Origin of the sequence: Scytonema sp. PCC 10023 (genome assembly GCF_963920835.1) — a bacterium.
Taxonomy (GTDB): domain Bacteria; phylum Cyanobacteriota; class Cyanobacteriia; order Cyanobacteriales; family Nostocaceae; genus Kalymmatonema.
Genome location: NZ_CAWUDP010000239.1, coordinates 1 through 3637 on the forward strand (window position 1 = coordinate 1; position 3637 = coordinate 3637).

Consider the following 3637-nt stretch of genomic DNA (forward strand, 5'->3'; position numbering starts at 1 on the left):
CGCCATGGCGCGTCTCTACAAAGAACGCGAATCCCACCAAAAATCCTTAACTGAAGCGTATTGTGCTATTAGGCTCGTTTCACCAAGCAACAGCCAGACCATCAGCACGAGGCTCACTGGCAGCAATGAGTACTTGATTCTGCTTCAAGATAATTTGACCTTTACCAAAAAATTCCTTTGGACTTGGCAGCACATTGTGACCGCGCTTTTGTAGTCCCTGTAGTATATTAGAAGCTACAGTTTGCTCTACAAGAACTGTAGAATCTTCGGTAAACTGCCATCTGGGAGCGTCCAAAGCAGTTTGGGGATTCATGCCATAATCCACCAAATTAACCACGACTTGCAGATGTCCTTGAGGTTGCATAGCCCCACCCATCACACCAAATGCTCCAATCGGTTGATGATCTTGAGTCAAAAAACCAGGAATTATTGTATGCAGAGGGCGTTTTCCTGGTGCTAGCTGGTTGGGATGCCCTGGCTCTAAGGTAAATCCGCATCCTCGATTTTGCAGTGCAATCCCAGTGCCAGCCGGAAGAATGCCACTTCCAAAACCAAAGTAGTTCGATTGGATGAAGGATATCATCAATTCACCATCAGCCGCCCCGAGATACACAGTTCCACCTTTTGGTAATCCGAAGTTCGCTGTGGGAATTGCCTTTTCCCCAATCAAAGAGCGACGAGAAGCTGCATAATCCAACGAAAGAAGCTGCGACGCAGAAACTTGTAGAAAAGGCTCGTCAGCAATGTACTTGTACAAATCAGCAAAGGCAAGTTTCAATGCCTCAATTTGCAAGTGGTAGCTTTCAGGTGATTCGCGTTTGATTTTGGACAAATCAAAGCCAGAGAGAATATTTAAAGCCATTAAAGTCGCGATGCCTTGGGTGTTGGGTGGCAATTCCCAAACAGTAATTCCTCGGTAGTTAGTTGAGATTGGTGTTACCCAATGAGCTTGATGTGCAGCTAAGTCACTGGCAATCAAGTATCCGCCTGTGTCTGCGGCAAAGTTAGCTATGCGTTCAGCAAGTCTACCTCGATAAAAGCTTTCGCCACCAGTAGCAGCTATTTCCCGCAGTGTATCAGCATGAGCTTGGGAATGCCAAATTTCTCCGGCGGCTGGTGCTCTATTGTGAGGGAAAAAAACTTCTTTAAACGGCGCAAATTCAGCACCTGTCAGGGAGAGGAAAATTTTTTCTGCTTGCTTCCAAAGAACTGATGTGACTGGCGACACGGGAAAACCTTGCTCAGCATAGCGAATCGCTGGTGCAAATAACTGCTCGAAAGGCAGGCGTCCCCAACGTTCCCACAATGTCCACCATCCAGAAACAGCGCCTGGTACGGTAACAGCACGCCAGTCAATTTGTGGCACAGCCTTGAGTCCGGCAAACTGTTCTAAAGTCAGATTTTGCGGGCTTTTACCAGAAGCATTTAAACCGTGCATTTGCCCGTCCCAAACTAAGGCAAAAGCATCTGAACCAATACCGTTGCCTGTGGGTTCTAGTACCGTCAAGGTGATCGCCATTGCCACAGCAGCATCCACCGCGTTTCCCCCAGCCCATAACATCTCCATCCCGGCGATCGCAGCCAACGGTTGACTTGTTGCCACAGCACCGCGAGTACCCATAATCGCTCGTCGGGTACTTGGGTAGGGGTAGTCGGTAAGGTTCCGTAATAGCAAGGGCAATTTGGTAGTTGTGGCTATTTTTTAACCGAAAACAACTAGAAAACTATCAACGTCGCAGTAATTGAGATTTTACCACGCGCCATAAAATCAACGACACAATGAAAACTAGGGCAAAGGGGAAAGCGAAAAACCCAGCCAGAAAGCATAAACCCAACTGCAATTTACCACGTTGAGCAAATTTAGCAATTGACTTCTGCCACTTAGGTATAGCCCAAGCTTCAATAGGAAGTTCTAGTTCTTGTAGAATTTGAGTGGCTTGAAAACCAACTGCATAACTTTCCTTAATTCTGCCTGTCAAATTATAAAGCCGGGAAAGATTTTGAAGTGATTTGGCTTCACCAGTGCGATCGCCTATCTCGCGTTGAATCGTTAATAACTGCTGATAACAGTCAATTGCTTGTTGATATTGTTTCAAGGAACAGTAAGCACTGCCCAAATTATTCAGAGAATTGGCTTCACCTTTGCGATCGCCTATCTCTGGTTTAATAGCAAGTGACTGCTGATAGTAATCAATTGCTTGTTGGTATTCTCTCAAGGAATAGTAAGCATTGCCCAAACCAATCAGAGAATTGGCTTCACCATTGCGATCGCCTATCTCACGATAAATAGTAAGTGACTGCAGATAGTAATCAATTGCTTGTTGGTATTGTCCCAAGGAATAGTAAGCATTGCCCAAACCAATCAGAGAATTGGCTTCACCATTGCGATCGCCTATTTCGCGTTGAATCGTTAATAACTGCTGGTAACAATCAATCGCTTGTTGGTATTCTCTCAAGGAAGCGTAAGTACTACCCAAACCACCTAGAGAATTGGCTCGAAATTCACGATGACCAGTTTCTCGTAAAACTATTAATGCTTGCTGATAGTAATGAATAGCCTGTTGGTATTGTTCCAAGGAACGGTAAGCATTTCCTAGATTGCATAGTGAGCCACCTTCACCTGTGCGATCGCCTATATCTTGAGAAATAGTAAGTGACTGCTGATAGTAATCAATCGCAATTTGGTATTGTCCCAAGGTTTTGTAAGCAATACCCAAATCATTAAGAGAATTAGCTTCCCCTTTGCGATCGCCTATATCTTGAGAAATAGTAAGTGACTGCTGACAGTAATCAATCGCAATTTGGTATTGTCCCAAGGATCGGTAAGCATTGCCCAAATTATTTAGAGAACCAGCTTCACCATTGCGATCGCCTATCTCACGAAAAATAGTAACTGACTGTTGATGGTAATCAATCGCAATTTGGTATTGTCCCAAGGAACGGTAAGCATTGCCCAAATTACTTAGAGAATTAGCTTCACGATTGCGATCGCCCATCTTGCGTTGAATCGTTAATAATTGCTGATAACAATCAACTGCTTGTTGGTATTGTCCCAAGAATTCGTAAGTATTTCCTAAATTGCATAGTGAGCCTCCTTCATTTATGCGATGGCCTATCTGACGAAAAATAGTAAGTGACTGCTGACAGTAATCAATCGCAATTTGGTATTGTCCCAAAGAATTGTAAGCATTAACCAAATTATTCAGACAAGCAGCTTCATTATAGCGATCACCTATCTCACGAAAAATAGCAAGTGACTGCTGACAGTAATCAATCGCAATTTGGTATTGTCCCAAAGAATTGTAAGCATTACCCAAATTATTCAGAGAACCAGCTTCACTTTTGCGATCACCTATCTCACGAAAAATAGCAAGTGACTGCTGATGGTAATCAATCGCCTGTTGATATTGTCCCAAAGAATCGTAAGCATTACCCAAATTATTCAGAGAACCAGCTTCACTTTTGCGATCGCCTATCTCACGAAAAATAGCAAGTGACTGCTGATGGTAATCAATCGCAATTTGGTTTTGTCCCAAGGAACGGTAAGTACTACCCAAACCAGTTAGAGAAGCAGCTTCACCATTGCGATCGCCTATCTCAAGATAAATAGCAAGTGACTGCTGATGGTAATCAATCG

Annotated in this window: 2 protein-coding genes; both read right to left on the reverse strand. The window is 43.8% G+C overall.

The window, feature by feature from the left end:
* Positions 1–79: 79 nt before the first annotated feature.
* Positions 80–1675, reverse strand: a complete 1596-nt coding sequence (locus ACM0OZ_RS48230; protein ID WP_414590055.1) for a gamma-glutamyltransferase family protein — start codon at positions 1673–1675, stop codon at positions 80–82.
* A gap of 52 nt (positions 1676–1727) precedes the next feature.
* A partial coding sequence (locus tag ACM0OZ_RS48235; RefSeq protein WP_414590056.1) for a tetratricopeptide repeat protein occupies positions 1728–3637 on the reverse strand: 1910 nt, incomplete at its 5' end.